The sequence below is a fragment of the Serratia sp. AXJ-M genome (assembly GCF_046531865.1).
Lineage (GTDB): Bacteria > Pseudomonadota > Gammaproteobacteria > Enterobacterales > Enterobacteriaceae > Serratia > Serratia liquefaciens.
Genome location: NZ_CP059394.1, coordinates 4857526 through 4882668, shown reverse-complemented (window position 1 = coordinate 4882668; position 25143 = coordinate 4857526). Strand labels below are relative to the sequence as shown.

Here is a 25143-nt window from a genome sequence, read left to right as displayed (position 1 = left end):
CTCTCCATGAGTGGAGAGCATAAGAGTAAGGAATATAGCCGTGTCTAAAGAAAAATTTGAACGTTCCAAACCGCACGTTAACGTTGGTACTATCGGCCACGTTGACCACGGTAAAACTACCCTGACTGCAGCAATCACCACCGTTCTGGCTAAAACCTACGGCGGTTCTGCACGTGCTTTCGACCAGATCGATAACGCGCCAGAAGAAAAAGCTCGTGGTATCACCATCAACACTTCTCACGTTGAGTATGACACCCCGACTCGTCACTACGCGCACGTTGACTGCCCAGGGCACGCCGACTACGTTAAAAACATGATCACCGGTGCTGCTCAGATGGACGGCGCTATCCTGGTTGTTGCTGCGACTGACGGCCCAATGCCTCAGACCCGTGAGCACATCCTGCTGGGTCGTCAGGTTGGCGTTCCTTTCATCATCGTATTCATGAACAAATGCGACATGGTTGATGATGAAGAGCTGCTGGAACTGGTAGAAATGGAAGTTCGTGAACTTCTGTCTGCTTACGACTTCCCTGGTGATGACCTGCCAGTTGTTCGTGGTTCAGCGCTGAAAGCACTGGAAGGCGAAGCTGAGTGGGAAGCTAAAATCATCGAGCTGGCTGGTTACCTGGATTCTTACATCCCAGAACCAGAGCGTGCTATCGACAAGCCGTTCCTGCTGCCAATCGAAGACGTCTTCTCCATCTCCGGTCGTGGTACCGTTGTTACCGGTCGTGTTGAGCGCGGTATCGTTAAAGTTGGCGAAGAAGTTGAAATCGTTGGTATCAAAGACACCGTTAAGTCTACCTGTACTGGCGTTGAAATGTTCCGCAAACTGCTGGACGAAGGCCGTGCTGGTGAGAACGTTGGTGTTCTGCTGCGTGGTATCAAGCGTGAAGACATCGAACGTGGCCAGGTACTGGCTAAACCAGGTTCAATCAAGCCACACACCAAGTTCGACTCAGAAGTGTACATCCTGAGCAAAGAAGAAGGTGGTCGTCATACTCCATTCTTCAAAGGCTACCGTCCACAGTTCTACTTCCGTACAACTGACGTGACCGGTACCATCGAACTGCCAGAAGGCGTTGAAATGGTAATGCCAGGTGACAACGTGAACATGGTTGTTACCCTGATCCACCCAATCGCGATGGACGACGGCCTGCGTTTCGCAATCCGTGAAGGCGGCCGTACTGTTGGCGCTGGTGTTGTTGCTAAAGTTATCGCTTAATCGCGAATAATTTTTCGACACAAAAGAGGGCACTTCGGTGCCCTTTTTTTATGCAATTTGCTCAAATCTTAATTGAAATAAAAAGCATTCCTATTTAGACTTACAGAATTGGTTAAGAAGTGAGTCTCTTATGTACGTATGTCTGTGTAATGCCGTGACTGACAAAGCGATCCGTAAAGCCGTGCGTCAGCACAACCCGCATACCATGAAACAACTGCGTGAACTTGTGCCGATTGGTACCGATTGCGGAAAGTGCATTCGTCAGGCAAGACAGATTATGGTGGAGGAAAGCGGAACCATTATCCCAATGCACGAAGTTGCCTAACTAAAGGTAAGGTTATTTTTTGACTCTTGGCTTACAGCTTCTACACTTTTAGAACTGGCCAGGAGGATTTACCTATGAAAGGCGATAAAAAGATCATTGCTCACCTCAACAAACTGCTCGGTAACGAGCTGGTTGCCATCAATCAATATTTCCTGCACGCCCGAATGTTCAAGAACTGGGGGCTAACACGCCTCAATGAAAAGGAATACCACGAGTCGATCGATGAAATGAAGCATGCCGATCGCTATATCGAGCGTATCCTGTTTCTGGAAGGCCTTCCGAATTTGCAGGATCTCGGCAAGCTGAACATTGGCGAAGATATCGAAGAAATGTTGCGTTCGGACCTGGCCCTGGAATTGGATGGCGCCAAGAATCTGCGTGAAGGCATCGCCTATGCTGATTCTATCCATGACTATGTCAGCCGTGACCTGATGATAGAAATTCTGGCCGACGAAGAAGAACATATCGACTGGCTGGAAACCGAACTGGATTTGATCGCGCGTCTGGGTATTCAGAACTATGCCCAAGCTCAGTTGTAGGCAGTAAATACCTTTTACAACGATGTTCTCCTGCCGGCATGAGTTTCTCCGGCAGGGCAGGGGAGCAGCGACAAAGCCTTGCCTAATCCCGACGAATTTCCCCCTCGGTTTTCACCCGTTAGTTACCCGCCGGTAAAAAATGCCGATATCCTGAGCATATTTCCATCTGTGCCTTGCTTCTCGCTCTGTTTTGCGTATAATGCGCGGGCTTACCTAATCTTGGTAAGCCTGATTTTAGCGAATCAGTCGATAGGCAGGACTTTCTGCTCTTCGAACAATACTCCCGATATGGGGGTTATATGTTGACGATTACACTCCCCCATCAATCGAAATGGGTGTGAGGAGTAATTATTTACGTTTATAAATAATTGGAGCTCTGGTCTCATGCAGAACCAAAGAATCCGTATCCGCCTGAAAGCGTTTGATCATCGTCTTATCGATCAATCAACCGCGGAAATCGTCGAGACTGCAAAGCGCACTGGTGCGCAAGTCCGTGGTCCGATCCCGCTGCCAACTCGCAAAGAGCGCTTTACCGTTCTGATCTCTCCGCACGTTAACAAAGACGCGCGTGATCAGTACGAGATTCGCACTCACAAGCGTCTGGTTGACATCGTTGAGCCAACCGAGAAAACCGTTGATGCTCTGATGCGTCTGGATCTGGCTGCCGGTGTAGACGTGCAGATCAGCCTGGGTTAATCAGGTCATTGAGCGATTGAGAGGTTGAAACAATGATTGGTTTAGTCGGTAAAAAAGTGGGCATGACTCGTATCTTCACTGAAGATGGCGTTTCTATCCCAGTAACCGTGATTGAAATTGAAGCGAACCGCGTGACTCAGGTTAAAGACCTGGAAAACGACGGGTACCGTGCCGTTCAGGTTACCACTGGTAGCAAAAAAGCTAACCGTGTGACCAAACCGGAAGCGGGCCATTTCGCTAAAGCTGGCGTTGAAGCTGGCCGTGGTCTGTGGGAATTCCGCCTTGCAGAAGGTGAAGAGTTCACTGCAGGTCAAAACATCAGCGTAGAAATCTTCGCTGAAGTTAAAAAAGTCGATGTTACCGGTACTTCTAAAGGTAAAGGTTTTGCTGGCACAGTTAAGCGCTGGAACTTCCGTACCCAAGACGCTACCCACGGTAACTCCTTGTCTCACCGCGTTCCGGGTTCTATCGGTCAGAACCAGACTCCGGGCAAAGTGTTCAAAGGCAAGAAAATGGCTGGCCACCTGGGTGACGAGCGTGTAACCGTTCAAAGCCTGGACGTAGTACGTGTTGACGCTGAGCGCAACCTGCTGCTGGTTAAGGGTGCTGTACCGGGCGCAACCGGTGGCAACCTGATCGTTAAACCAGCTGTGAAGGCGTAAGGGGATAGCAATGGAATTAGTATTGAAAGACGCGCAAAGCGCGCTGACTGTTTCCGAAACTACCTTCGGTCGTGATTTCAACGAAGCGCTGGTACACCAGGTTGTTGTTGCTTATGCAGCAGGTGCCCGTCAAGGTACCCGTGCTCAGAAGACCCGCGCTGAAGTGACTGGTTCCGGTAAAAAACCGTGGCGCCAGAAAGGTACCGGCCGTGCGCGTTCAGGTTCTGTAAAGAGCCCGATCTGGCGTTCAGGTGGCGTGACCTTTGCTGCTAAGCCTCAGGACCACAGTCAGAAAGTAAACAAAAAGATGTACCGCGGCGCGCTGAAAAGCATCCTGTCCGAACTGGTACGTCAAGATCGTCTGATCGTTGTCGAGAAGTTCTCTGTAGAAGCGCCTAAAACTAAGCTGCTGGCACAGAAACTGAAAGATATGGCTCTGGAAGATGTGCTGATCGTGACCGGTGAACTGGATGAGAATCTGTTCCTGGCTGCTCGCAACCTGTACAAGGTTGACGTGCGCGATGTAGCAGGTATCGACCCGGTTAGCCTGATCGCCTTCGACAAAGTGGTTATGACTGCTGATGCTGTGAAGCAAGTTGAGGAGATGCTGGCATGATCCGTGAAGAACGTTTGCTGAAAGTGCTGCGTGCACCGCACGTATCTGAAAAAGCATCCGCTGCGATGGAAAAAAGCAACACCATCGTACTCAAAGTTGCCAAAGACGCGACCAAAGCAGAAATCAAAGCTGCAGTGCAGAAACTGTTTGAAGTCGAAGTCGAAGACGTGAACACCCTGGTAGTTAAAGGGAAAGTGAAACGTCACGGTCAGCGTGTTGGTCGTCGTAGCGACTGGAAAAAAGCTTACGTCACCCTGAAAGAAGGCCAGAACCTGGACTTCATCGGCGGCGCAGAGTAAGTCGGAGGAGTAAGAACAATGGCAATTGTTAAATGTAAACCTACATCTCCGGGTCGTCGCCACGTTGTTAAAGTGGTTAACCCTGAGCTGCACAAGGGTAAACCTTATGCCCCGCTGCTTGAGAAACTGAGCAAAAGCGGTGGTCGTAACAACAATGGCCGTATCACCACCCGTCATATCGGTGGTGGCCACAAGCAACATTATCGTCTGGTTGACTTCAAACGCAACAAAGACGGTGTGGCTGCAGTGGTTGAGCGTCTGGAGTACGATCCGAACCGTTCCGCGAACATCGCGCTGGTTCTGTACAAAGACGGCGAACGCCGTTACATCCTGGCGCCGAAAGGCCTGAAAGCTGGTGACCAGATCCAATCTGGCGTTGATGCTGCAATCAAGGTAGGTAACACCCTGCCAATGCGCAACATCCCAGTGGGTTCAACGGTTCACAACGTAGAAATGAAACCAGGTAAAGGCGGCCAGATGGCTCGTTCTGCTGGTGCCTACGTTCAGATCGTTGCACGTGATGGTTCCTACGTAACTCTGCGTCTGCGCTCAGGCGAAATGCGTAAAGTTCCAGTTGATTGCCGCGCCACCCTGGGTGAAGTCGGTAACGCTGAACATATGCTTCGCGTTCTGGGTAAAGCAGGTGCTGCACGTTGGCGTGGTGTTCGTCCTACCGTTCGCGGTACGGCGATGAACCCGGTAGATCACCCGCACGGTGGTGGTGAAGGTCGTAACTTTGGTAAGCACCCGGTAACCCCGTGGGGCGTTCAGACCAAAGGTAAGAAGACCCGTAGCAACAAGCGTACTGATAAGTTCATCGTACGTCGCCGTAGCAAAAAATAATTAGAGGATAAGCCATGCCACGTTCTCTCAAGAAAGGTCCTTTTATTGACCTGCACTTGCTGAAGAAGGTAGAGAAAGCGGTGGAAAGCGGTGACAAGAAGCCTTTGCGCACTTGGTCCCGTCGTTCAACGATCTTTCCTAACATGATCGGTTTGACCATCGCTGTCCATAATGGTCGTCAGCACGTACCAGTGTTCGTTTCCGATGAAATGGTCGGTCACAAACTGGGTGAATTCGCGCCGACTCGTACTTATCGCGGCCATGCGGCTGATAAAAAAGCTAAAAAGCGCTAAGGTAGGAGGAAGAGATGGAAACTATCGCTAAACATCGCCACGCTCGTTCTTCTGCTCAGAAGGTTCGCCTTGTTGCAGACCTGATCCGCGGTAAGAAAGTGTCGCAAGCTCTGGAAACTCTGACCTACACCAACAAGAAAGCTGCTGGTCTGGTTAAGAAAGTGCTGGAGTCTGCCATTGCTAACGCAGAACACAACGATGGCGCTGACATCGATGATCTGAAAGTCACGAAAATCTTCGTAGACGAAGGCCCAAGCATGAAGCGCATTATGCCGCGTGCAAAAGGTCGTGCAGATCGCATCCTGAAGCGCACCAGCCACATTACTGTGGTTGTGTCCGATCGCTGAGACTCTGGAGACTAGCAATGGGTCAGAAAGTACATCCTAATGGTATTCGCCTGGGTATTGTCAAACCTTGGAACTCTACTTGGTATGCGAATACCAAAGAATTCGCTGACAACCTGGACAGCGACTTTAAAGTTCGTCAATTCCTGATTAAGGAACTGGCGAAAGCTTCCGTTTCTCGCATCGTTATCGAGCGTCCTGCGAAGAGCATCCGTGTGACTATTCACACTGCTCGTCCAGGCATCGTTATCGGCAAGAAAGGCGAAGATGTCGAAAAACTGCGTAAGGTCGTAGCGGATATCGCTGGCGTTCCTGCGCAAATTAACATCGCCGAAGTCCGTAAACCGGAACTTGACGCTAAATTGGTTGCTGACAGCATCACTTCACAGCTGGAACGTCGCGTTATGTTCCGTCGTGCTATGAAGCGTGCTGTACAGAACGCAATGCGTCTTGGCGCTAAAGGTATCAAAGTTGAAGTAAGCGGCCGTCTTGGCGGTGCTGAAATCGCGCGTACCGAATGGTACCGTGAAGGTCGTGTTCCGTTGCACACACTGCGTGCGGATATCGATTACAACACATCTGAAGCGCACACCACTTATGGTGTAATCGGCGTTAAGGTATGGATCTTCAAAGGTGAGATCCTGGGTGGTATGGCTGCAGTTGAACAACCGGAACCGGCTGCTCAACCTAAAAAGCAGCAGCGTAAAGGCCGCAAGTAAGGAGAGTCGCTGATGTTACAACCAAAGCGTACAAAATTCCGTAAGATGCACAAAGGCCGCAACCGTGGTCTGGCGCAGGGTACGGATGTTAGCTTCGGCACTTTCGGTCTGAAAGCTGTTGGCCGTGGCCGTCTGACTGCTCGTCAAATCGAAGCAGCTCGTCGTGCAATGACTCGTGCAGTTAAGCGTCAAGGTAAAATTTGGATCCGTGTATTCCCGGACAAACCAATTACCGAGAAGCCGCTCGAAGTGCGTATGGGTAAAGGTAAGGGTAACGTGGAGTATTGGGTTGCCCTGATCCAACCTGGGAAAGTCCTGTACGAAATGGACGGTGTACCAGAAGAGGTCGCCCGTGAGGCATTCAAGCTGGCTGCAGCTAAATTGCCGATCAAAACCACCTTTGTAACTAAGACGGTGATGTAATGAAAGCACAAGAGCTGCGTGAAAAAAGCGTTGAAGAGCTGAACACTGAGCTGCTCAACCTGCTGCGTGAGCAATTTAACTTGCGCATGCAGGCGGCAAGTGGCCAGCTGCAACAAACTCACCTGTTGAAACAAGTGCGTCGTAATGTCGCACGCGTTAAGACTTTACTGACTGAAAAGGCGGGTGTGTAAATGACTGATATTATCCGTACTCTGCAGGGTCGTGTTGTTAGTGACAAAATGGAGAAATCCATGGTTGTTGCTATCGAGCGCACGGTGAAGCACCCGATCTACGGGAAATTCATCAAGCGTACGACCAAGCTGCACGTACATGACGAGAACAACGAATGTGGTATCGGTGACGTGGTAGAAATCCGCGAATGCCGTCCACTGTCTAAGACTAAGTCTTGGACGTTGGTTCGCGTTGTAGAGAAAGCGATTCTGTAATAGAGTAGCTGGCTCTAACTTAATAAACGGCTCAGAAAATGAGCCGTTTATTTTTTCTACCCATACTCTGGAAGCGGTGTTATAATGCTGCGCCCTCGGTTATGGGGCTTTTCAACGACCTAGTAATAGGTCCTAAAGTTGTAGTTGACATTAGCGGAGCACTAACATGATCCAAGAACAGACTATGCTGAACGTGGCCGACAACTCCGGTGCACGTCGCGTAATGTGTATCAAGGTTCTAGGTGGCTCGCACCGTCGCTACGCAGGCATCGGCGACGTCATCAAAATTACCATCAAGGAAGCAATTCCTCGCGGTAAGGTGAAGAAAGGCGATGTGCTGAAGGCGGTAGTGGTGCGCACCAAGAAGGGTGTACGTCGCCCGGACGGTTCTGTCATTCGCTTCGATGGTAATGCATGCGTTATTTTGAACAATAACAGCGAGCAACCTATCGGTACGCGTATTTTTGGGCCGGTAACTCGTGAACTGCGTAATGAGAAGTTCATGAAAATTATCTCTCTGGCACCAGAAGTACTCTAAGGAGCGAACCATGGCAGCGAAAATCCGTCGTGATGACGAAGTTATCGTGCTTACCGGGAAAGACAAAGGTAAACGCGGTAAAGTAAAAAATGTCCTGTCTGCTGGCAAGGTCATTGTTGAAGGTATCAACCTGGTTAAGAAACATCAGAAGCCGGTTCCGGCCCTGAACCAACCAGGTGGCATTGTTGAAAAAGAAGCTGCAATTCAGGTTTCTAACATTGCTCTCTTCAACACGGCTACCGGTAAGGCTGACCGTGTAGGCTTTAGATTCGAAGACGGCAAAAAAGTCCGTTTCTTCAAGTCTAACAGCGAAACTATCAAGTAATTTGGAGTAATACGATGGCGAAACTGCATGATTACTACAAAGACGAAGTAGTTAAAAAACTCATGACTGAGTTTAGCTACGCTTCTGTCATGCAAGTCCCTCGGGTCGAGAAGATCACCCTGAATATGGGTGTTGGTGAAGCGATCGCTGACAAGAAACTGCTGGATAACGCAGCAGCTGATCTGGCAGCAATCTCCGGTCAAAAACCGTTCATCACCAAAGCCCGCAAATCTGTTGCAGGCTTCAAAATCCGCCAGGGCTATCCGATCGGCTGTAAAGTAACTCTGCGTGGCGAGCGCATGTGGGAGTTCTTTGAGCGTCTGATTTCCATTGCTGTTCCACGTATCCGTGACTTCCGTGGCTTGTCCGCTAAGTCATTCGATGGCCGTGGTAACTACAGCATGGGTGTGCGTGAGCAAATCATCTTCCCAGAAATCGACTACGACAAAGTCGATCGCGTTCGTGGCTTGGATATTACCATTACCACTACTGCGAAATCTGATGATGAAGGCCGCGCGCTGTTGGCTGCTTTTAACTTCCCGTTCCGTAAGTAAGGCAGGGTTACTGATGGCTAAGCAATCAATGAAAGCACGCGAAGTCGTTCGCGTGAAACTGGCTGAAAAGTACCGCGCAAAACGCGAGGAACTGAAAGCTATCATTTCTGGTGTGAACTCGTCCGACGAAGAACGTTGGGATGCTGTTCTCAAGCTGCAAACTCTGCCGCGTGATTCCAGCCCGTCTCGTCAGCGTAAGCGCTGCCGCCAAACTGGCCGTCCACATGGTTATGTGGGCAAATTCGGGTTGAGCCGTATCAAGTTACGTGAAGCCGCTATGCGCGGTGAAGTACCTGGCTTGAAAAAGGCTAGCTGGTAATTACCAATTGAATCACGGGAGTAAAGACAGATGAGCATGCAAGATCCGATCGCGGATATGCTGACCCGTATCCGTAACGGTCAAGCCGCGAACAAAGTTGCGGTCACCATGCCTTCCTCCAAGCTGAAAGTGGCAATTGCCAACCTGCTGAAGGAAGAAGGTTTTATTGAAGATTTCAAAATCGAAGGCGACGCCAAGCCTGTTCTGGAACTGGTACTGAAGTACTTCCAGGGCAAGGCAGTGGTAGAAAGCATTCAGCGAATCAGCCGTCCAGGTCTGCGCATCTATAAGAAAAAAGATGAGCTGCCAAAAGTTATGGCCGGTTTGGGTATCGCTGTTGTTTCTACCTCTAAAGGTGTTATGACCGATCGTGCAGCTCGCCAAGCAGGTCTTGGTGGCGAGATTATCTGCTACGTAGCTTAATTCGGGAGGAAAGAATGTCTCGTGTTGCAAAAGCACCCGTCGTCATTCCTGCCGGCGTAGAGGTAAAACTCAACGGTCAGGTTATTTCGATTAAGGGTAAGAACGGCGAGCTGACTCGTACTGTCCACGACGCCGTTGAAGTGAAGCAAGAAGCTAACGCACTGACTTTCGCTCCGCGCGAAGGTTTTGCTAACGCCTGGGCCCAAGCGGGTACTACGCGCGCTCTGCTGAACGCAATGGTAGTTGGTGTTACCGAAGGCTTCACCAAGAAGCTTCAACTGGTAGGTGTTGGTTATCGTGCTGCTGTTAAAGGCAACGTGGTGAATTTAGCCTTAGGCTTCTCTCACCCAGTCGATCACCAGCTGCCAGCAGGTATTACTGCTGAATGCCCAAGCCAAACTGAAATCGTGCTGAAAGGCGCTGATAAACAAGTTATTGGCCAGGTTGCTGCAGATCTGCGTGCCTACCGCCGTCCTGAGCCTTACAAAGGCAAGGGTGTCCGTTACGCCGACGAAGTCGTGCGTACCAAAGAGGCTAAGAAGAAGTAAGGTAACACTATGGATAAGAAATCTGCTCGTATCCGTCGTGCGACCCGCGCACGCCGTAAGCTCAAAGAACTGGGTGCAACCCGCCTGGTGGTACATCGTACCCCGCGTCACATTTACGCACAGGTAATTGCTCCAAATGGTTCTGAAGTACTGGTAGCCGCTTCTACTTTAGAAAAAGCTATCACTGAGCAACTGAAGTATTCCGGTAATAAAGACGCAGCAGCTGCCGTAGGTAAAACTCTGGCTGAGCGCGCGTTGGAAAAAGGGATCTCTAAAGTTTCCTTTGACCGTTCCGGTTTCCAATATCATGGTCGAGTCCAGGCACTGGCAGATGCTGCCCGTGAAGCTGGCCTTCAGTTCTAAGGAAGAGGTTTAAGATGGCTCACATCGAAAAACAAGCTGGCGAACTGCAGGAAAAGCTGATCGCGGTAAACCGCGTATCTAAAACCGTAAAAGGTGGCCGTATTTTCAGCTTTACCGCACTGACAGTAGTTGGTGATGGTAACGGTCGCGTTGGTTTTGGCTACGGCAAAGCACGCGAAGTTCCGGCAGCGATCCAGAAAGCGATGGAAAAAGCCCGTCGCAACATGATGAATGTCGCGCTGAACAGCGGCACCCTGCAGCACCCTGTTAAAGGTGCTCATACGGGTTCCCGTGTGTTCATGCAGCCGGCTTCCGAAGGTACCGGTATTATTGCCGGTGGTGCAATGCGCGCCGTCCTGGAAGTCGCTGGGGTGCACAACGTATTGGCTAAAGCTTATGGTTCCACCAACCCGATCAACGTGGTTCGTGCAACTATTGATGCTTTGGCAAATATGAAGTCCCCTGAAATGGTCGCTGCCAAGCGTGGTAAATCCGTTGCAGACATTCTGGGGTAATTGACCATGGCTAAGACTATCAAAGTAACACAAGTTCGCAGCTCCATTGGCCGTCTGCCGAAGCATAAAGCTACACTGCTCGGTCTGGGTCTGCGTCGTATTGGTCACACCGTAGAGCGCGAGGATACTCCTGCTGTACGCGGTATGATCAACCTGGTTTCCTACATGGTTAAAGTTGAGGAGTAACAGATGCGTTTAAATACTCTGTCTCCGGCTGAAGGTGCCAAGCATGCGCCGAAGCGTGTAGGTCGTGGTATTGGTTCTGGCCTGGGTAAAACCGCTGGTCGTGGTCACAAAGGTCAGAACTCACGTTCTGGCGGTGGCGTACGTCGTGGTTTTGAAGGTGGTCAGATGCCTTTATATCGTCGTTTGCCGAAATTCGGCTTCACCTCGCGCAAAGCTATGATCACGGCAGAAGTTCGTCTGTCTGAACTGGCTCTTGTTGAAGGCGACGTAATCGACCTGAACACGCTGAAAGCCGCTAACGTTGTTGGTACCCAGATCGAATTCGCGAAAGTTATGCTTTCTGGCGAAATCGCTCGTCCGGTTACCCTGCGTGGTCTGCGTGTCACCAAAGGCGCTCGTGCTGCTATCGAAGCTGCTGGCGGTAAAATTGAGGAATAAGTAGCAGATGGCTAAGCAACCAGGATTAGATTTTCAAAGTGCTAAAGGCGGGCTCGGCGAGCTGAAGCGCAGACTTTTGTTTGTCATCGGCGCGCTGATTGTCTTCCGTATCGGCTCTTTTATTCCGATTCCTGGTATCGATGCCACTGTGCTTGCCAAATTGCTTGAGCAGCAGAGAGGCACTATCATTGAAATGTTTAACATGTTCTCTGGTGGTGCCCTCAGCCGTGCTTCTATCTTTGCTCTGGGGATCATGCCGTATATTTCGGCATCGATCATTATCCAGCTGTTAACGGTGGTTCATCCAGCGTTAGCAGAAATCAAGAAAGAAGGGGAGGCTGGCCGTCGCAAGATTAGCCAGTACACCCGCTACGGTACGCTGGTGTTGGCCATATTCCAGTCGATCGGTATTGCTACCGGTCTGCCGAATATGCCTGGTATGCAGGGTCTGGTGTTAAACCCAGGCTTTGCATTCTACTTTACTGCTGTAGTGAGTCTGGTTACCGGGACAATGTTCCTGATGTGGCTGGGCGAACAGATTACTGAGCGCGGTATCGGCAACGGTATTTCGATCATTATCTTTGCAGGTATTGTAGCGGGACTTCCGCCGGCAGTGGCCCATACTATTGAGCAAGCCCGGCAAGGCGACCTGCACTTCCTCCTGTTGCTGTTGGTTGCAGTATTAGTGTTTGCAGTAACCTTCTTCGTTGTTTTCATAGAACGTGGTCAACGTCGTATCGTCGTTAACTATGCGAAACGTCAACAAGGTCGTCGTGTTTATGCAGCACAGAGCACACACTTACCGTTGAAAGTGAATATGGCAGGGGTAATCCCGGCAATCTTCGCTTCCAGCATTATTCTGTTCCCGGCCACGATTGCATCATGGTTTGGGGGCGGTACCGGTTGGAACTGGCTGACAACGATTTCGCTGTATTTGCAGCCAGGGCAACCGCTTTATGTGTTACTCTATGCGTCTGCAATCATCTTCTTCTGTTTCTTTTACACGGCGTTGGTTTTCAACCCGCGTGAGACAGCAGATAACCTGAAGAAGTCCGGTGCCTTCGTACCAGGAATTCGTCCGGGAGAGCAAACGGCGAAGTACATCGATAAAGTAATGACGCGTTTAACCCTGGTGGGCGCGATGTACATTACTTTCATCTGCCTGATCCCGGAGTTCATGCGTGATGCAATGAAAGTACCATTCTACTTTGGTGGTACCTCGCTACTGATCGTGGTTGTCGTCATCATGGACTTTATGGCTCAAGTGCAAACTCTGATGATGTCAAGTCAGTACGAGTCTGCATTGAAGAAAGCAAACCTGAAAGGCTATAACCGCTAATCAGGTGCGTTTGAGAAGTTACGGAGAGTAAAAATGAAAGTTCGTGCTTCCGTCAAGAAATTATGTCGTAACTGCAAAATCGTTAAGCGTAACGGTGTCGTTCGTGTGATTTGCAGCGCCGAGCCGAAGCATAAACAGCGTCAAGGCTGATTATCTCGCATATTTTTCTTGCAAAGTTGGGTTGAGCTGGCTAGATTAGCCAGCCAATCTTTTGTATGTAGCTGCAACATTATTTGAGTATCCTGAAAACGGGCTTTTCAGAATGGTGTTGCCGTATAAAATAGTAGGAGTGCATAGTGGCCCGTATAGCAGGCATTAACATTCCTGATCATAAACATACCGTAATCGCCTTAACGTCGATCTTCGGAATCGGTAAAACCCGCTCACAGTCTATCTGTGCAGCTACGGGTATTGCTGAACATGTTAAGATCAGTGAGCTGTCTGAAGAGCAAATTGAACAGCTGCGTGAAGCAGTCGCCAAATTCACTGTAGAAGGTGATTTGCGTCGTGAAGTTACCCTGAGCATCAAGCGTCTGATGGATCTTGGTACATACCGTGGTTTGCGTCATCGTCGTGGTCTGCCAGTTCGCGGTCAGCGTACGAAGACCAACGCACGTACCCGTAAGGGTCCGCGTAAACCGATCAAGAAATAATCAGGGTGATTGAATAATGGCAAAGGCACCTGTTCGTACACGTAAGCGTGTAAGAAAGCAAGTCTCTGACGGCGTGGCTCATGTCCATGCTTCTTTCAACAACACCATTGTGACTATTACCGATCGTCAGGGTAACGCATTGGGTTGGGCAACTGCCGGTGGTTCTGGTTTCCGTGGTTCTCGTAAGTCAACTCCGTTTGCAGCTCAGGTTGCAGCCGAGCGTTGTGCTGACGCAGTAAAAGAATACGGTATCAAGAACCTGGAAGTTATGGTTAAGGGACCGGGTCCGGGTCGCGAATCAACTATTCGTGCACTGAACGCCGCAGGTTTCCGCATCACTAACATTACTGATGTGACTCCTATCCCTCACAACGGTTGTCGTCCGCCGAAAAAGCGTCGCGTATAACGCTGCTTTTAGGTTAGTTGGAGAAAGAAAATGGCAAGATATTTGGGTCCTAAGCTCAAGCTTAGCCGCCGTGAGGGCACAGACTTGTTCCTGAAGTCTGGCGTTCGCGCGATCGATACCAAGTGTAAAATTGAGCAACCGCCTGGTCAACACGGTGCGCGTAAACCGCGTCTGTCTGACTATGGTGTACAGTTACGTGAGAAGCAAAAAGTTCGCCGTATGTACGGTGTTCTGGAGCGTCAATTCCGTAACTATTACAAAGAAGCAGCACGCCTGAAGGGCAACACCGGTGCAAACCTGTTGCAACTGCTGGAAGGTCGTCTGGACAACGTTGTTTACCGTATGGGCTTCGGCGCTACTCGTGCAGAGTCACGTCAGTTGGTTAGCCACAAAGCAATTATGGTAAATGGTCGCGTTGTTAACATCGCTTCTTATCAGGTATCTCCGAATGACGTAGTCAGCATCCGCGAGAAAGCTAAAAAGCAATCTCGTGTTAAAGCTTCTCTGGAGCTGGCTGAGCAGCGTGAAAAGCCGACTTGGCTTGAAGTTGATGCTGCTAAGATGGAAGGCGTGTTCAAGCGTATGCCTGAACGTACCGATCTGTCTGCGGACATTAACGAACACCTGATCGTCGAGCTTTACTCCAAGTAAGGCTTAGTACCAAAGAGAGGACACAATGCAGGGTTCTGTGACAGAGTTTCTAAAACCGCGCCTGGTAGATATCGAGCAAGTCAGTTCGACGCACGCCAAGGTGACCCTTGAGCCTTTAGAGCGTGGCTTTGGCCATACTCTTGGCAACGCACTGCGCCGTATTCTGCTTTCATCTATGCCGGGTTGCGCGGTGACCGAGGTTGAGATTGATGGTGTACTGCACGAGTACAGCACCAAAGAAGGCGTACAGGAAGATATCCTGGAGATCCTGCTCAACCTGAAAGGGCTGGCGGTGAGAGTTCAAGGCAAAGATGAAGTTATTCTTACCCTGAATAAATCTGGCATTGGCCCTGTGACCGCTGCCGACATTACCCATGATGGTGATGTCGAAATCGTCAAGCCTCAGCACGTGATCTGCCACCTGACCGATGAAAACGCTGCTATCAGCATGCGTATCAAAGTTCAACGTGGTCGTGGTTATGTGCCGGCTTCTGCCCGAATTCATTCGGAAGAAGATGAGCGCCCGATCGGTCGTCTGTTGGTTGACGCATGCTATAGCCCTGTAGAGCGTATTGCCTACAATGTTGAAGCAGCGCGTGTAGAACAGCGTACTGACCTGGACAAGCTGGTAATCGAAATGGAAACCAATGGCACGATCGATCCTGAAGAGGCGATCCGCCGTGCGGCAACCATCCTGGCCGAACAACTTGAAGCCTTCGTTGACTTGCGTGATGTACGTCAACCGGAAGTTAAAGAAGAAAAACCAGAGTTCGATCCGATCCTGCTGCGCCCTGTTGACGATCTGGAATTGACTGTCCGCTCTGCTAACTGCCTTAAGGCAGAAGCTATCCACTACATCGGTGATCTGGTACAGCGTACCGAGGTTGAGTTGCTGAAAACGCCGAACCTGGGTAAAAAATCTCTTACTGAGATTAAAGACGTGCTGGCCTCCCGTGGACTTTCTCTGGGCATGCGCCTGGAAAATTGGCCACCGGCAAGCATTGCTGACGAGTAACCGGATCACAGGTTAAGGTTTTACTGAGAAGGATAAGGTCATGCGCCATCGTAAGAGTGGTCGTCAACTGAACCGTAACAGCAGCCATCGCCAGGCTATGTTCCGTAACATGGCCGGCTCTTTGGTTCGTCATGAGATCATCAAGACGACCTTGCCAAAAGCGAAAGAGCTGCGTCGCGTTGTTGAGCCGCTGATTACTCTTGCCAAGACCGACAGCGTAGCTAATCGTCGTCTGGCATTCGCCCGTACTCGTGATAACGAGATCGTGGCAAAACTGTTTAACGAGCTGGGCCCGCGTTTCGCGAGCCGTGCCGGTGGTTACACTCGCATTCTGAAGTGTGGCTTCCGCGCAGGCGACAACGCGCCGATGGCATACATCGAGCTGGTTGATCGTGCTGAGTCTCAAGCAGAAGTAGCAACTGCAGAGTAATCTGTAGACGCGTAAAAAAACCGGGCTTGCCCGGTTTTTTTACGTCCATAATCAGCCAAACGTGCGTTCTTTCCCCGCCAGGCTTAAGATCCCCCTCCCTATCCGCTATGCTAACGCTATTCATTAGTCAGTTGAGAGAGTATGTTATGTGGCTACTTGATCAGTGGGCGGAGCGCCATATTCTTGATGCGCAGGCGAAAGGTGAGTTAGATAACTTGCCCGGCCAGGGGCAGCCTCTAGAGTTGGATGATGACAGTGCCGTGCCCGCTGAATTGCGAACAGGTTTTCGCCTGCTAAAAAATGCTGGCTATCTACCTGCTGAGCTCGAAGATCGTAAAGAGGCTTTGAACATTGCCCGTTTGCTACAGGGAATTGATAGCGAACATCCAGACTATGCCGAACTTGGCAAGCGAATGGCCCTGTTGGAACATCGTCTTCGTCAGGCTGGAATGAGCACAGATTTTTTACACGGTGAATATCAGAGAGCATTGAGCAGCAAATTTTCGCCGGAGGAAGAGTGATGTTTAAGATAGGGCAACTGGCAAAACTTGCCGATGTGACGCCGGATACCGTGCGTTATTACGAGAAGCAGGGAATGATGGATCATAACATTCGTACCGAAGGCGGCTATCGCTTGTACAGCGATCAAGACCTGCAGCGGTTGCGCTTTATCCGTTATGCCAAGCAGCTCGGTTTTACGTTGGAAACCATTGCTGAACTGCTGTCGATCCGTGTCGATCCTGAGCATCATACCTGCCAGGAATCGAAGTCGATCGTCGATGCGCGTCTGAGCGAAGTCGAGAACAAGCTTAAGGAATTAACGCGGATGCGTGAGTCGCTAAAGCGCCTTAGTGATGCCTGCTGCGGAAGCGCACATACCAGCAATTATTGCTCGATTCTGGAAGCGCTGGAACAGGGCGCCAGCGATGAAAAAGTGAAAAAGGGTGCCTGACAGGCTTGCCGGCCCTTTAATTTTTATACTGCTGGCAGTATTATCTTCTCGTTTTATAACCATAGACAAACAAGGTGAATTACCATGACTCAATACCGACATACTAAAGGTAAGATCCAGGACAATGCCATTGAGGCACTGTTGCATGATCCACTATTTCGCCAACGGGTAGAGAAAAATACCAAAGGGAAAGGCAGCTACCGGCGTAAAGACAAACACGCAAAAGGCGGTAATTGGGAGGCCAGTGGCAAACTATCAAATGATAATTTACCACTGGCCTTCTGGTTTTAAGGCATTAAAAAAGCCATCTGATTTAGATGGCTTTTTATTAGCGCAGGATTAACTGATTTACAGTTTTGGTTGCTGCTGATGACTGAGTAAATCGCGAATTTCAGTCAGAAGCTTCTCTTCTGCAGTTGGCACAGGTGGTGCGGCTGGCGCTTCTTCCTGTTTGCGACGTACTTTGTTCATTAACTTAATTGCCAGGAAAATAGCAAAGGCAACAATAACAAAATCAAAAACGGTTTGAATGAATGAACCGTAGTTCATCACTACTGCAGGCACTGCGCCCTGAGCTTCGCGTAACACCAGGTGGAACTGTTTGAAGTCAACGCCGCCGATCAGTAAACCCAGCGGTGGCATGATGATATCTGCAACGAAAGACGATACGATCTTGCCGAATGCTGCACCGATAATCACACCGACTGCCAAATCAACCACGTTGCCACGCATGGCAAACTCACGAAACTCTTTCATCATACTCATAGAACGCACCCCTTGCAGAATTAATAACTCAAGTTTAACAAAGCAATTTCCCTTTGCCACAATAAGCAGAGAAAAGTTTTTATCTCTTCTTACCCACGGCAACGAATATCAACCTGATTATAGACCATGGGACAATTAATTCGTTCTACAGGAAGAATGGACTTGGTTGGAACAAACGTTCAACGTCAGGAACGAACTTTTTATCGGTAATAAACATAATGACGTGATCGCCCTGTTCGATTTTGCTGCTGCCGTTGGCGATAATTACGTCATCACCGCGGACAATGGCGCCAATGGTCGTGCCCGGCGGTAATTTAATATCTTCAACGATACGCCCAACTACTTTTGAGGTGCTCTCGTCACCGTGTGCAATAGCTTCAATGGCCTCTGCCACGCCGCGCCGTAGCGATGAAACACTGACGATATCTGCTTTACGTACGTGGCCCAGCAACGCTGAGATCGTGGCTTGCTGAGGGGAAATGGCAATGTCGATGACGCTGCCCTGCACCAGGTCAACATAGGCACGACGCTGAATTAACACCATCACCTTTTTGGCGCCCATGCGTTTGGCGAGCATGGCAGACATGATGTTGGCTTCGTCATCATTGGTGATAGCGATAAAAACATCTACCTGATCAACATGTTCTTCCGCCAATAACTCCTGGTCAGAGGCATCACCATAGAACACGATGGTGTCATGCAGCTGTTCGGCCAGCTCCGTGGCGCGTTGCTGATTACGTTCGATCAGCTTCACGTTGTAGGATTTCTCCAAGCGCTGCGCCAGGCCTGCACCAACGTTACCGCCGCCGACAATCATGATGCGTTTATAAGGTTTTTCCAGCCGTTGTAGCTCACTCATTACCGCGCGGATATGCTGTGAAGCCGCAACAAAGAACACTTCGTCTCCGGCTTCGATAATTGTAGAGCCCTGTGGGCGGATCGGCCGATCCTGACGGAATATAGCGGCAACGCGGGTATCGATATGCGGCATATGCTCACGCATAGAAGACAGGGCATTACCCACCAACGGGCCGCCGTAATAGGCTTTTACTGCAGCGATGCTGACTTTGCCTTCTGCAAAGTTCACCACCTGTAATGCTCCAGGGTATTCAATTAATTTATAGATGTAATCGATAACCAGCTGTTCAGGCGAGATCAAATGGTCGATGGGCACCGCTTCAGGTTGAAACAGTTTCTCTGATTCGCGGATATATTCAGGCGCGCGGATACGGGCGATTCGGTTCGGCGTATTAAACAGCGAATAGGCAATCTGACAGGCAATCATGTTGGTTTCGTCAGAGTTAGTGACCGCAACCAGCATGTCGGCATCTTCTGCGCCTGCTTCTCGCAGTACGCGTGGATGGGAACCGTAGCCCTGAACAACCCGCAGGTCGAACTTATCCTGCAGCTGACGCAGACGGCCAGAGTCGGTATCCACGACGGTAATGTCGTTGTTTTCGCCCACCAGGTTTTCCGCCAGTGTTCCACCAACCTGACCGGCACCAAGAATAATTATTTTCATTCGCTTCTCTGCTTCACACTGAAACCGCTGAAGGTTTTCTGAAAGGGCGCAACAGCCGCGCCCTGAATACTGAATAGCTACATTTTAATCAGCTTAGCGTAAAAGAAGCCATCTCCATCCTCCGGATGGGGAAGATTCTGTCGGCCAGGCTGCTGTTCATCGCCGGTTTCAACCATACGGGCTTCGGTATGGCGCTGGAGGAAGGCGGTAATCTGCTCCGCGTTCTCTGCCGGCAAAATTGAGCAGGTAGCGTATACCATCACACCGCCCTTTTTGAGATGTGGCCAAATGGCTTCGATAATCTCGGCCTGCAGCGCAGCCAGTTCAGCGATGTCACTATCGCGACGCAACCATTTGATATCCGGATGACGGCGGATCACACCCGTGGCAGAGCACGGTGCATCCAGCAAAATACGATCGAATTGCTTATCACCACACCAGTCTTGCGGTGTACGTCCATCGCCTTGCTTGACCTCGGCGTGTAAACGCAGGCGTTGCAGGTTTTCTTTGACTCGACTCAGGCGTTGCTCATCGATATCGACCGCCATGACATGAGCTTTGGGCGCAGCTTCCAGAATATGCGTGGTTTTGCCGCCGGGAGCGGCACACAAATCGAGGATCTGTTCTCCGTCTTGCGGATCCAGCAGATCGACACAACCCTGAGCGGAAGCATCCTGCACGGTAACCCAGCCGTCGGCAAATCCCGGCAGGTCGGTAACGGCGCATGGCGCCAGCAGGCGTATTGCATCGCGATATTCGGTATGGGGTTCGGCTGCAATACCCGCCTGCGCCATCAGCTGCAAATAATCTTCACGGGTGTGATGAAGTCGGCTGACACGTAGCCACATCGGGGGCTTCTGATTATTGGCATCGACGATTTGTTCCCACTGCGCGGGGTAGGCTTGCTGGATACGTTTCAAAAGCCAGCTTGGATGCAGATAGCGGCTGTCATTATTGGCGGCGCGTTGCAGCAACTCTTCCTGCTGTCGTTGGAACTGGCGCAATACACCGTTGATCAGCCCTTTAAGCTGCGGCCGTTTCAGCGCGACGGCGCCTTCTACCGTTTCCGCCAGCACTGCATGAGCTGGGATGCGGGTATACAGCAGTTGGTAGAGGCCGACCATCAGCAGATAGTGCAGCGTGCGCTGTTTGCCGGTCATTGGCTTGGCCATCAATTGCTGAATACACCATTCCAACTGTGGCAGCACGCGCAGGGTGCCGAAGCATAACTCCTGCAGCAGAGCGCGGTCTTTGTCAGAAATGGATTTTTGCAGTGGCGGCAAGACAGTACTGAGAGACTGGCCCTGATCCAGCACCTGGCCGATGGCTTTGGCTGCGATGCTTCGGAGATTGTAGTTGTTTTTCATAGGCTAAAGCGGGTAGCGATCGGCATTAAGAAAGAAACAGCCCGGCGATTATCGGCCGGGCAGTGAGGGCGGCTTATAACCGGTTACCCGGTGTAAACCATTCACGACGTGAGTTCAGCAGATCCTGTGCCGACATGGGTTTTTTGCCCGCTGGCTGCAGCTGAGTCAGGTTAAGGATACCCTCGGCGGTAGCAACCTGAATGCCGTGTTTGTCGGCATGAACGACGGTGCCGGGTTCCGCATTGGCGTTTTGTTCCAACACCGTGGCTTGCCACACTTTTACCGGCTGATCGTCAATGGTGAAATAGCTGACTGGCCACGGGTTAAAGGCGCGGATGCAGCGTTCTAGCTGCACGGCTGACAAGCTCCAGTCGAGGCGAGCTTCTTCTTTGCTCAGCTTCTCGGCGTAGGTGACCAGCGATTCATCCTGCACTTCACGTTTGGCAGAACCTTCAGCCATTTGCTGCAGCGTGGTCAACATGCCCTGCGGGCCGAGCTGCGCCAGTTTGTCATACAGACTGGCACTGGTGTCATCGGCTTCAATCGGGCAGGCGATTTTGTACATCATATCGCCGGTGTCAAGACCTACGTCCATTTGCATGATGGTGACGCCAGTTTCGTTATCGCCGGCCCAGAGTGAACGCTGGATCGGCGCGGCGCCACGCCAGCGTGGCAGCAGGGAACCGTGGACGTTGATGCAGCCAAGTCGCGGCATATCCAGCACCGCTTTCGGCAAGATCAGCCCATAAGCCACGACGACCATCACATCGGCGTTGAGATCGGCCACCAGGTGCTGGTTTTCTTCCGGGCGCAGTGATTTTGGCTGAAATACCGGTAACTGATGCTGCTCGGCCAAAACCTTGACCGGGCTTGGCGTCAGCTTGTTACCGCGGCCGGCAGGGCGGTCAGGCTGAGTGAAAACCCCGACAATCTGGTGCCCAGATGACAACAGCGCGTCAAGGTGACGCGCTGCGAAGTCTGGAGTTCCGGCGAAAATAATCCGTAAAGAGTCAGACACGTTGATTTCCTGATCGGTTAGGCGCGCGCGTTAAACTTGGCCAGTTTTTCCAGTTTCTGGCGGATACGCTGGCGCTTGAGTGGCGACAGGTAATCGACGAACAGTTTGCCAACCAGGTGATCCATCTCGTGCTGAATACAGATGGCCAGCAGATCGTCGGCTTCCAGCTCAAAAGGCTTGCCGTCGCGATCCAGCGCTCTGATTTTCACGTTAGCGGCGCGCGGAACTAAAGCACGCTGCTCAGGAATGGAAAGGCAACCTTCCTCGATCCCGGTTTCGCCGCTTTTTTCCAGCAGCTCCGGGTTGATCAGCACCAGGCGCTGATCGCGGTTTTCAGAAACGTCAATGACGATAATGCGCTGATGGATATCCACCTGTGTCGCAGCCAGGCCAATGCCTTCCTCTGCGTACATGGTTTCAAACATATCATCCACGATGCGCTGGATATTCGCATTGACTTCTTTTACCGGGGCCGCAACTTTGCGCAGCCGGTCGTCTGGGTAATGTAATACCTGCAATACTGACATATATCTTGAGATCTGTATCCGAGTGATAAACGAGGTTTAGCTTCTATTCTAGACATTTCCCGGCCTGATTGACAGCATTGCGCACCAATTGCTCGAATTGGTAATACCACCATTTTTTGCGAGGGAACAGGCGATGCAGGCACAGGAAATCGGCTTACGGATGCGCGGAGTCACTGGGCTTGGCACAGCGCAGGCCAGCCAGATAATACGGCAGTTGGTCTGGGCCGGTGGAGAACCTTCCCGCTTGCTGCATGACCTGGGGCTGAATGCCCGACAGCAGGCGCAGTTTCGCCAGGCGGATCCGCGTTATCTGGCTGCCACGCTTGCCTGGCTGGAACAGCCAGACCATTTTCTGTGGATCTACGGTGAGAGCGGCTATCCAGAGCGGTTGCTTCATATCGACGATGCCCCTTTGCTGCTGCTGGTCAAAGGCAACCCGGAAGCGGTGCAGCAGCCGCAAATCGCCATGGTCGGCAGCCGCCAGTTTAGCCACTACGGTGAGCACTGGGGCAATTACTTTACCACCGGTCTGGTTCACTGTGGGTTTACCATCACCAGCGGGTTGGCTCTTGGCATTGATAGCGTCTGCCATCGCGCAGCACTTGCGGCGGGAGGACATACGGTGGCCGTTCTGGGCAGTGGGCTGGCCAATATCTATCCGCGCCGACATCGCCGTCTGGCCGAAGAGATCGCTGATAGTGGCGGGGCTTTGCTCTCAGAATATTTGGTCACCGATTTGCCGATGCCAGACCATTTCCCACGCCGTAACCGCATCATCAGTGGGTTAAGTCTGGGCGTGGTGGTAGTTGAAGCCTCTCTGCGCAGCGGAACGCTGATTACTGCCCGCTGTGCGCTTGATCAGGGACGTGAGGTTTTCGCTTTACCCGGTGCGCTGGGTAACCCAATGAGTGAGGGTACACACTGGCTGATCCAACAGGGTGCTTATCTGGTTACCGGGCCGAAAGAGATCGCGGAACAGCTGGGAAGCGGTCTGCATTGGCTGTCGTTGAACGAAAATACAACTATTTGTGCGTCAGAAGCCGAAGTTGAATTGCCATTTGCCGATGTGTTGGCTAACGTAGGAGATGAGGTGACACCTGTTGACGTCGTCGCTGAACGTGCCGGCCAACCTGTGCCAGAGGTAGTAATCAAATTACTCGATCTGGAGTTAGCAGGGTGGATCGCAGCTGTACCCGGCGGCTATGTCCGAATAAGGAGGGCAGGCCATGTTCGACGTACTGATGTACTTGTTTGAAACTTATATCCACAATGAACCAGAGATGCGCGTCGATCAGGATCAACTGACTGATGATCTCGCTCAGGCGGGGTTTGATCGGGATGATATCTACAACGCGTTGAATTGGCTTGAAAAACTCGCTGACCTGCAGGAAGGCGAAAATGCGCCGTATTTTATGGATGCCGATCCGCTGGCCATGCGGATTTACACCGAAGAAGAAGGCGTGCGTTTGGATGCCAGTTGCCGTGGTTTCCTCCTGTTCCTGGAGCAGATTCAGGTATTGAACCTCGAAACCCGTGAAATGGTTATCGATCGTGTTATGGCTTTGGATAATACGGAATTCGATCTCGAAGATCTGAAATGGGTAGTGCTGATGGTGCTGTTTAATATCCCTGGGTACGAAAGCGCCTATCAGCAAATGGAAGAACTGTTGTTTGAAGTAAACGAAGGTTATCTGCACTGAGCCGATAACATCTATAGAAGAAGTTATGACAAAAGCCGCGATTTTTGCCGCCAGGCAAAATGAACCCTGTCCGGAATGTGGGGCCGAATTGGTGATCCGCAGTGGTCGCCACGGCCCTTTTCTCGGCTGTTCCCGTTATCCTGAGTGCCAACATATTCGACCGCTAAAAGCGCAGGCCGATGGGCACATCGTCAAGATGTTGGACGGGCAGGAATGCCCCAAATGCCAGGCGACGCTGGCATTGCGCCAGGGCCGTTACGGTATGTTTATCGGTTGCAGCAACTATCCGGAGTGCGATCACACCGAAGTCATCGATAAACCGGACGAAACCAGCATCAGCTGCCCGCAGTGTGGTCAGGGCAAACTGCTGCAGCGTAAATCACGCTATGGTAAGGTTTTCCACGCCTGCGATCGCTACCCTGAATGTCAGTTTGTCCTCAATTTTAAACCCGTCGCCGGTGAGTGCGAGTACTGCCACTACCCGCTGCTGATGGAAAAGCGTTCGGCAAAAGGCCCAGTCCTTTGCTGTGCCAGTAAGCTTTGCGGAAAACCCGTAGCAACCACAGAATAATGACGCCATGAACTCAGATACCACCCCTCTCTTTACACCCATTATTGACGCGCTGCATCTTCAGCAGGTTATCGCTTACCCTACAGAAGCCGTATTTGGCTTAGGGTGCGATCCTGACAGTGAACAAGCGGTAAATGCATTGCTGGCCCTCAAACAGCGGCCTTGGGAAAAGGGACTGATCCTGATCGCTGCCGATTATGCGCAGTTAGCACCTTATATAGATGACAGTGCACTCAGCGAGCGGCAGCGGGCTGCCATTTTTGCCAGTTGGCCCGGTCCGGTCACCTGGGTGATACCTGCTCGTCCGGAAACGTCGCGCTTGTTGACCGGCCGTTTCAACTCTCTGGCGGTACGTGTCAGCGATCATCCACTGGTTCAGCAGCTTTGCCGAGGATTCGGGAAACCGCTGGTCTCGACCAGCGCCAACCTCAGTGGGCAAGAGCCTTGCCGCAGCGCCGATGAAGTGCTGAAGCAGTTTGGCGCCGCTTTCCCGGTGTTAGCCGGCAGCGTTGGTGGCCGCCTTAATCCTTCAGAAATCAGAGATGCCCTGACCGGCGAACAGATCCGTCAAGGCTAGAGGTAATGTGA

43 protein-coding genes are annotated in these 25143 nt (G+C 51.2%); 38 read left to right on the top strand and 5 right to left on the bottom strand.

The annotated features are described in order from the left end of the window. Window positions 1-40: 40 nt before the first annotated feature. From tuf to H0S68_RS22635, 34 genes are all read left to right on the top strand, one after another. Entirely contained in the window at window positions 41-1225 is a 1185-nt protein-coding gene (gene tuf, locus H0S68_RS22800) for an elongation factor Tu (RefSeq protein ID WP_020828747.1), read from the top strand. Between the two features lie 130 nt (window positions 1226-1355). Further along, window positions 1356-1550 (top strand): bacterioferritin-associated ferredoxin, encoded by a 195-nt coding sequence (gene bfd, locus H0S68_RS22795; protein ID WP_013814795.1) that lies wholly within the window; start codon window positions 1356-1358, stop codon window positions 1548-1550. A 74-nt stretch (window positions 1551-1624) separates the two neighbouring features. Then, window positions 1625-2089, top strand: coding sequence for a bacterioferritin (bfr, locus tag H0S68_RS22790; RefSeq protein WP_044554945.1), 465 nt, complete (start codon window positions 1625-1627; stop codon window positions 2087-2089). 384 nt (window positions 2090-2473) lie between these two features. Further along, window positions 2474-2785: a 30S ribosomal protein S10 gene (gene rpsJ / locus H0S68_RS22785; RefSeq protein ID WP_001181005.1), complete on the top strand. Its 312-nt coding sequence runs from the start codon at window positions 2474-2476 to the stop codon at window positions 2783-2785. Between the two features lie 32 nt (window positions 2786-2817). Next, window positions 2818-3447, top strand: coding sequence for a 50S ribosomal protein L3 (gene rplC / locus H0S68_RS22780; protein ID WP_020837245.1), 630 nt, complete (start codon window positions 2818-2820; stop codon window positions 3445-3447). A gap of 10 nt (window positions 3448-3457) precedes the next feature. After that, entirely contained in the window at window positions 3458-4063 is a 606-nt protein-coding gene (rplD, locus tag H0S68_RS22775; RefSeq protein WP_004929779.1) for a 50S ribosomal protein L4, read from the top strand. Continuing rightward, window positions 4060-4362, top strand: a complete 303-nt coding sequence (gene rplW, locus H0S68_RS22770) for a 50S ribosomal protein L23 (RefSeq protein WP_004951179.1) — start codon at window positions 4060-4062, stop codon at window positions 4360-4362. The genes rplD and rplW overlap by 4 nt, the downstream gene beginning before the upstream one ends. An 18-nt stretch (window positions 4363-4380) precedes the next feature. Beyond that, window positions 4381-5205 (top strand): 50S ribosomal protein L2, encoded by an 825-nt coding sequence (rplB, locus tag H0S68_RS22765; RefSeq protein ID WP_020837243.1) that lies wholly within the window; start codon window positions 4381-4383, stop codon window positions 5203-5205. A 14-nt stretch (window positions 5206-5219) separates the two neighbouring features. Then, window positions 5220-5498 (top strand): 30S ribosomal protein S19, encoded by a 279-nt coding sequence (gene rpsS / locus H0S68_RS22760; protein WP_004929772.1) that lies wholly within the window; start codon window positions 5220-5222, stop codon window positions 5496-5498. A 14-nt stretch (window positions 5499-5512) separates the two neighbouring features. Continuing rightward, window positions 5513-5845, top strand: a complete 333-nt coding sequence (gene rplV / locus H0S68_RS22755) for a 50S ribosomal protein L22 (protein WP_002223844.1) — start codon at window positions 5513-5515, stop codon at window positions 5843-5845. A 17-nt stretch (window positions 5846-5862) separates the two neighbouring features. After that, window positions 5863-6561: a 30S ribosomal protein S3 gene (rpsC, locus tag H0S68_RS22750; protein WP_004951172.1), complete on the top strand. Its 699-nt coding sequence runs from the start codon at window positions 5863-5865 to the stop codon at window positions 6559-6561. Window positions 6562-6573: 12 nt separating this feature from the next. Continuing rightward, on the top strand, window positions 6574-6984 hold the full coding sequence (gene rplP / locus H0S68_RS22745; protein WP_004951171.1) for a 50S ribosomal protein L16: 411 nt from the start codon (window positions 6574-6576) through the stop codon (window positions 6982-6984). Next, complete coding sequence (gene rpmC, locus H0S68_RS22740) at window positions 6984-7175, top strand: 50S ribosomal protein L29 (protein WP_004951169.1); 192 nt, start codon at window positions 6984-6986, stop codon at window positions 7173-7175. Before rplP ends, rpmC begins: the two co-directional genes overlap by 1 nt. Then, a complete protein-coding gene (gene rpsQ, locus H0S68_RS22735; RefSeq protein ID WP_020837241.1) occupies window positions 7176-7430 on the top strand; it encodes a 30S ribosomal protein S17 in 255 nt (84 codons plus the stop codon). 166 nt (window positions 7431-7596) lie between these two features. Next, entirely contained in the window at window positions 7597-7968 is a 372-nt protein-coding gene (gene rplN / locus H0S68_RS22730) for a 50S ribosomal protein L14 (protein ID WP_020837240.1), read from the top strand. Window positions 7969-7978: 10 nt separating this feature from the next. Further along, complete coding sequence (gene rplX, locus H0S68_RS22725; RefSeq protein ID WP_020837239.1) at window positions 7979-8293, top strand: 50S ribosomal protein L24; 315 nt, start codon at window positions 7979-7981, stop codon at window positions 8291-8293. 14 nt (window positions 8294-8307) lie between these two features. Continuing rightward, window positions 8308-8847 (top strand): 50S ribosomal protein L5, encoded by a 540-nt coding sequence (gene rplE / locus H0S68_RS22720; RefSeq protein WP_020837238.1) that lies wholly within the window; start codon window positions 8308-8310, stop codon window positions 8845-8847. A 13-nt stretch (window positions 8848-8860) separates the two neighbouring features. Then, entirely contained in the window at window positions 8861-9166 is a 306-nt protein-coding gene (rpsN, locus tag H0S68_RS22715; RefSeq protein ID WP_041415050.1) for a 30S ribosomal protein S14, read from the top strand. 30 nt (window positions 9167-9196) lie between these two features. Next, window positions 9197-9589 (top strand): 30S ribosomal protein S8, encoded by a 393-nt coding sequence (rpsH, locus tag H0S68_RS22710; RefSeq protein ID WP_020837236.1) that lies wholly within the window; start codon window positions 9197-9199, stop codon window positions 9587-9589. Between the two features lie 14 nt (window positions 9590-9603). Then, complete coding sequence (gene rplF, locus H0S68_RS22705; protein WP_020837235.1) at window positions 9604-10137, top strand: 50S ribosomal protein L6; 534 nt, start codon at window positions 9604-9606, stop codon at window positions 10135-10137. Between the two features lie 9 nt (window positions 10138-10146). Beyond that, window positions 10147-10500, top strand: coding sequence for a 50S ribosomal protein L18 (gene rplR / locus H0S68_RS22700; RefSeq protein WP_020837234.1), 354 nt, complete (start codon window positions 10147-10149; stop codon window positions 10498-10500). 14 nt (window positions 10501-10514) lie between these two features. Beyond that, window positions 10515-11015 carry a 30S ribosomal protein S5 gene (gene rpsE, locus H0S68_RS22695; protein WP_004956164.1) on the top strand — a complete coding sequence of 167 codons (501 nt, stop codon included), beginning with the start codon at window positions 10515-10517 and terminating at the stop codon, window positions 11013-11015. Window positions 11016-11021: 6 nt separating this feature from the next. Continuing rightward, complete coding sequence (gene rpmD / locus H0S68_RS22690; protein ID WP_004956161.1) at window positions 11022-11201, top strand: 50S ribosomal protein L30; 180 nt, start codon at window positions 11022-11024, stop codon at window positions 11199-11201. Window positions 11202-11204: 3 nt separating this feature from the next. Continuing rightward, window positions 11205-11639 carry a 50S ribosomal protein L15 gene (gene rplO / locus H0S68_RS22685; RefSeq protein ID WP_020837232.1) on the top strand — a complete coding sequence of 145 codons (435 nt, stop codon included), beginning with the start codon at window positions 11205-11207 and terminating at the stop codon, window positions 11637-11639. 7 nt (window positions 11640-11646) lie between these two features. Next, a complete protein-coding gene (gene secY, locus H0S68_RS22680; RefSeq protein WP_004929740.1) occupies window positions 11647-12978 on the top strand; it encodes a preprotein translocase subunit SecY in 1332 nt (443 codons plus the stop codon). A gap of 33 nt (window positions 12979-13011) precedes the next feature. After that, the gene (gene rpmJ, locus H0S68_RS22675; protein WP_002227352.1) at window positions 13012-13128 is read left to right on the top strand and encodes a 50S ribosomal protein L36; all 117 of its coding nucleotides are present in this window, start codon (window positions 13012-13014) and stop codon (window positions 13126-13128) included. Window positions 13129-13274: 146 nt separating this feature from the next. Beyond that, window positions 13275-13631, top strand: coding sequence for a 30S ribosomal protein S13 (rpsM, locus tag H0S68_RS22670; protein WP_020837231.1), 357 nt, complete (start codon window positions 13275-13277; stop codon window positions 13629-13631). Window positions 13632-13647: 16 nt separating this feature from the next. Next, on the top strand, window positions 13648-14037 hold the full coding sequence (gene rpsK, locus H0S68_RS22665) for a 30S ribosomal protein S11 (RefSeq protein WP_004951128.1): 390 nt from the start codon (window positions 13648-13650) through the stop codon (window positions 14035-14037). 30 nt (window positions 14038-14067) lie between these two features. Beyond that, window positions 14068-14688, top strand: coding sequence for a 30S ribosomal protein S4 (rpsD, locus tag H0S68_RS22660; RefSeq protein ID WP_004951125.1), 621 nt, complete (start codon window positions 14068-14070; stop codon window positions 14686-14688). 25 nt (window positions 14689-14713) lie between these two features. After that, window positions 14714-15703 carry a DNA-directed RNA polymerase subunit alpha gene (locus H0S68_RS22655; protein WP_002919219.1) on the top strand — a complete coding sequence of 330 codons (990 nt, stop codon included), beginning with the start codon at window positions 14714-14716 and terminating at the stop codon, window positions 15701-15703. 40 nt (window positions 15704-15743) lie between these two features. After that, entirely contained in the window at window positions 15744-16133 is a 390-nt protein-coding gene (gene rplQ / locus H0S68_RS22650; RefSeq protein ID WP_004929726.1) for a 50S ribosomal protein L17, read from the top strand. A gap of 146 nt (window positions 16134-16279) precedes the next feature. Next, window positions 16280-16654 carry a DUF1992 domain-containing protein gene (locus H0S68_RS22645; protein WP_041415730.1) on the top strand — a complete coding sequence of 125 codons (375 nt, stop codon included), beginning with the start codon at window positions 16280-16282 and terminating at the stop codon, window positions 16652-16654. Continuing rightward, on the top strand, window positions 16654-17085 hold the full coding sequence (gene zntR, locus H0S68_RS22640; RefSeq protein ID WP_020837229.1) for a Zn(2+)-responsive transcriptional regulator: 432 nt from the start codon (window positions 16654-16656) through the stop codon (window positions 17083-17085). The genes H0S68_RS22645 and zntR overlap by 1 nt, the downstream gene beginning before the upstream one ends. 84 nt (window positions 17086-17169) lie before the next feature. Continuing rightward, window positions 17170-17376, top strand: a complete 207-nt coding sequence (locus tag H0S68_RS22635) for an alternative ribosome-rescue factor A (protein WP_020837228.1) — start codon at window positions 17170-17172, stop codon at window positions 17374-17376. 57 nt (window positions 17377-17433) lie between these two features. Here H0S68_RS22635 and mscL read toward each other — a convergent pair whose 3' ends face one another. From mscL to def, 5 genes are all read right to left on the bottom strand, one after another. Further along, a complete protein-coding gene (gene mscL, locus H0S68_RS22630; RefSeq protein ID WP_020837227.1) occupies window positions 17434-17850 on the bottom strand; it encodes a large-conductance mechanosensitive channel protein MscL in 417 nt (138 codons plus the stop codon). Between the two features lie 145 nt (window positions 17851-17995). After that, entirely contained in the window at window positions 17996-19372 is a 1377-nt protein-coding gene (gene trkA, locus H0S68_RS22625) for a Trk system potassium transporter TrkA (protein WP_020837226.1), read from the bottom strand. Window positions 19373-19449: 77 nt separating this feature from the next. After that, a complete protein-coding gene (rsmB, locus tag H0S68_RS22620) occupies window positions 19450-20739 on the bottom strand; it encodes a 16S rRNA (cytosine(967)-C(5))-methyltransferase RsmB (protein ID WP_410529036.1) in 1290 nt (429 codons plus the stop codon). A 73-nt stretch (window positions 20740-20812) separates the two neighbouring features. Beyond that, a complete protein-coding gene (gene fmt / locus H0S68_RS22615) occupies window positions 20813-21757 on the bottom strand; it encodes a methionyl-tRNA formyltransferase (protein WP_259219773.1) in 945 nt (314 codons plus the stop codon). Between the two features lie 17 nt (window positions 21758-21774). Further along, on the bottom strand, window positions 21775-22284 hold the full coding sequence (def, locus tag H0S68_RS22610) for a peptide deformylase (RefSeq protein ID WP_020837223.1): 510 nt from the start codon (window positions 22282-22284) through the stop codon (window positions 21775-21777). A gap of 133 nt (window positions 22285-22417) precedes the next feature. Here def and dprA point away from each other — a divergent pair, with 133 nt between their 5' ends. From dprA to tsaC, 4 genes are read left to right on the top strand one after another with little or no spacing between them, the layout of a single operon-like run. After that, window positions 22418-23539, top strand: coding sequence for a DNA-protecting protein DprA (gene dprA / locus H0S68_RS22605; RefSeq protein WP_201895939.1), 1122 nt, complete (start codon window positions 22418-22420; stop codon window positions 23537-23539). Further along, on the top strand, window positions 23511-23984 hold the full coding sequence (gene smg, locus H0S68_RS22600) for a DUF494 family protein Smg (RefSeq protein ID WP_046372501.1): 474 nt from the start codon (window positions 23511-23513) through the stop codon (window positions 23982-23984). Before dprA ends, smg begins: the two co-directional genes overlap by 29 nt. Window positions 23985-24009: 25 nt before the next feature. Continuing rightward, complete coding sequence (locus tag H0S68_RS22595; RefSeq protein ID WP_020837220.1) at window positions 24010-24555, top strand: type I DNA topoisomerase; 546 nt, start codon at window positions 24010-24012, stop codon at window positions 24553-24555. Window positions 24556-24562: 7 nt separating this feature from the next. After that, entirely contained in the window at window positions 24563-25132 is a 570-nt protein-coding gene (tsaC, locus tag H0S68_RS22590) for an L-threonylcarbamoyladenylate synthase type 1 TsaC (protein ID WP_201895940.1), read from the top strand. Window positions 25133-25143 lie beyond the last annotated feature (11 nt).

Coding starts and splice junctions, on each gene's coding strand:
- rpmD (WP_004956161.1), top strand. CDS start 11,022: ATGGCTAAGACTATCAAAGTAACACAAGTTCGCAGCTCCATTGGCCGT.
- rpsK (WP_004951128.1), top strand. CDS start 13,648: ATGGCAAAGGCACCTGTTCGTACACGTAAGCGTGTAAGAAAGCAAGTC.
- rpsJ (WP_001181005.1), top strand. CDS start 2,474: ATGCAGAACCAAAGAATCCGTATCCGCCTGAAAGCGTTTGATCATCGT.
- mscL (WP_020837227.1), bottom strand. CDS start 17,850: ATGAGTATGATGAAAGAGTTTCGTGAGTTTGCCATGCGTGGCAACGTG.
- bfr (WP_044554945.1), top strand. CDS start 1,625: ATGAAAGGCGATAAAAAGATCATTGCTCACCTCAACAAACTGCTCGGT.
- rplQ (WP_004929726.1), top strand. CDS start 15,744: ATGCGCCATCGTAAGAGTGGTCGTCAACTGAACCGTAACAGCAGCCAT.
- rplP (WP_004951171.1), top strand. CDS start 6,574: ATGTTACAACCAAAGCGTACAAAATTCCGTAAGATGCACAAAGGCCGC.
- rpsN (WP_041415050.1), top strand. CDS start 8,861: ATGGCTAAGCAATCAATGAAAGCACGCGAAGTCGTTCGCGTGAAACTG.
- rpmJ (WP_002227352.1), top strand. CDS start 13,012: ATGAAAGTTCGTGCTTCCGTCAAGAAATTATGTCGTAACTGCAAAATC.
- smg (WP_046372501.1), top strand. CDS start 23,511: ATGTTCGACGTACTGATGTACTTGTTTGAAACTTATATCCACAATGAA.
- rplO (WP_020837232.1), top strand. CDS start 11,205: ATGCGTTTAAATACTCTGTCTCCGGCTGAAGGTGCCAAGCATGCGCCG.
- rplC (WP_020837245.1), top strand. CDS start 2,818: ATGATTGGTTTAGTCGGTAAAAAAGTGGGCATGACTCGTATCTTCACT.
- H0S68_RS22645 (WP_041415730.1), top strand. CDS start 16,280: ATGTGGCTACTTGATCAGTGGGCGGAGCGCCATATTCTTGATGCGCAG.
- H0S68_RS22635 (WP_020837228.1), top strand. CDS start 17,170: ATGACTCAATACCGACATACTAAAGGTAAGATCCAGGACAATGCCATT.
- rpmC (WP_004951169.1), top strand. CDS start 6,984: ATGAAAGCACAAGAGCTGCGTGAAAAAAGCGTTGAAGAGCTGAACACT.
- rplV (WP_002223844.1), top strand. CDS start 5,513: ATGGAAACTATCGCTAAACATCGCCACGCTCGTTCTTCTGCTCAGAAG.
- rplW (WP_004951179.1), top strand. CDS start 4,060: ATGATCCGTGAAGAACGTTTGCTGAAAGTGCTGCGTGCACCGCACGTA.
- rpsE (WP_004956164.1), top strand. CDS start 10,515: ATGGCTCACATCGAAAAACAAGCTGGCGAACTGCAGGAAAAGCTGATC.
- rpsS (WP_004929772.1), top strand. CDS start 5,220: ATGCCACGTTCTCTCAAGAAAGGTCCTTTTATTGACCTGCACTTGCTG.
- trkA (WP_020837226.1), bottom strand. CDS start 19,372: ATGAAAATAATTATTCTTGGTGCCGGTCAGGTTGGTGGAACACTGGCG.
- rpsC (WP_004951172.1), top strand. CDS start 5,863: ATGGGTCAGAAAGTACATCCTAATGGTATTCGCCTGGGTATTGTCAAA.
- rpsD (WP_004951125.1), top strand. CDS start 14,068: ATGGCAAGATATTTGGGTCCTAAGCTCAAGCTTAGCCGCCGTGAGGGC.
- rsmB (WP_410529036.1), bottom strand. CDS start 20,739: ATGAAAAACAACTACAATCTCCGAAGCATCGCAGCCAAAGCCATCGGC.
- secY (WP_004929740.1), top strand. CDS start 11,647: ATGGCTAAGCAACCAGGATTAGATTTTCAAAGTGCTAAAGGCGGGCTC.
- rplR (WP_020837234.1), top strand. CDS start 10,147: ATGGATAAGAAATCTGCTCGTATCCGTCGTGCGACCCGCGCACGCCGT.
- dprA (WP_201895939.1), top strand. CDS start 22,418: ATGCAGGCACAGGAAATCGGCTTACGGATGCGCGGAGTCACTGGGCTT.
- tsaC (WP_201895940.1), top strand. CDS start 24,563: ATGAACTCAGATACCACCCCTCTCTTTACACCCATTATTGACGCGCTG.
- H0S68_RS22595 (WP_020837220.1), top strand. CDS start 24,010: ATGACAAAAGCCGCGATTTTTGCCGCCAGGCAAAATGAACCCTGTCCG.
- rpsQ (WP_020837241.1), top strand. CDS start 7,176: ATGACTGATATTATCCGTACTCTGCAGGGTCGTGTTGTTAGTGACAAA.
- rpsH (WP_020837236.1), top strand. CDS start 9,197: ATGAGCATGCAAGATCCGATCGCGGATATGCTGACCCGTATCCGTAAC.
- rplE (WP_020837238.1), top strand. CDS start 8,308: ATGGCGAAACTGCATGATTACTACAAAGACGAAGTAGTTAAAAAACTC.
- H0S68_RS22655 (WP_002919219.1), top strand. CDS start 14,714: ATGCAGGGTTCTGTGACAGAGTTTCTAAAACCGCGCCTGGTAGATATC.
- def (WP_020837223.1), bottom strand. CDS start 22,284: ATGTCAGTATTGCAGGTATTACATTACCCAGACGACCGGCTGCGCAAA.
- rplB (WP_020837243.1), top strand. CDS start 4,381: ATGGCAATTGTTAAATGTAAACCTACATCTCCGGGTCGTCGCCACGTT.
- zntR (WP_020837229.1), top strand. CDS start 16,654: ATGTTTAAGATAGGGCAACTGGCAAAACTTGCCGATGTGACGCCGGAT.
- rplN (WP_020837240.1), top strand. CDS start 7,597: ATGATCCAAGAACAGACTATGCTGAACGTGGCCGACAACTCCGGTGCA.
- rplF (WP_020837235.1), top strand. CDS start 9,604: ATGTCTCGTGTTGCAAAAGCACCCGTCGTCATTCCTGCCGGCGTAGAG.
- bfd (WP_013814795.1), top strand. CDS start 1,356: ATGTACGTATGTCTGTGTAATGCCGTGACTGACAAAGCGATCCGTAAA.
- rplD (WP_004929779.1), top strand. CDS start 3,458: ATGGAATTAGTATTGAAAGACGCGCAAAGCGCGCTGACTGTTTCCGAA.
- rplX (WP_020837239.1), top strand. CDS start 7,979: ATGGCAGCGAAAATCCGTCGTGATGACGAAGTTATCGTGCTTACCGGG.